The sequence below is a fragment of the Halomonas sp. SIMBA_159 genome (assembly GCF_046536035.1).
Classification (GTDB): Bacteria; Pseudomonadota; Gammaproteobacteria; order Pseudomonadales; family Halomonadaceae; genus Vreelandella; species Vreelandella venusta_A.
On record NZ_JAWJBT010000303.1, the window covers coordinates 1 to 300 of the forward strand.

General features: G+C 61.7%; 1 pseudogene. It reads right to left on the bottom strand.

Features of this window, described 5'->3' with window-relative positions:
* Positions 1-300: pseudogene (locus R0J87_RS19395) on the bottom strand (hypothetical protein); the annotation flags it as partial.

The window sequence follows — 300 nt, forward strand, 5'->3', positions numbered from 1 at the left end:
CATCGACGTCACCCCACCGTGCATGTAGCTCGCGATGAAGCCGATCGTGTTCTGCGTCGGGTTGAAGTCGCCGATCGAGAAGTGAGTGTGCGTGTCGAACAGTCCCGGAAGTGCGACCGCGCCCTTCGCGTCGATCACGACGTCGGCATCCGCGTCAGCGGAACCACCGATCTCGACGATGCGGTCGCCCTTGATGAGCACCGTCTCGACTTCGCGCAGCGCTTCTCCCAATCGCCCTGTGACGACGCCACGCAGATTCTTGATGAGGAGCGTTCCCTCTGTCGGTCCGAAGAACTTCTC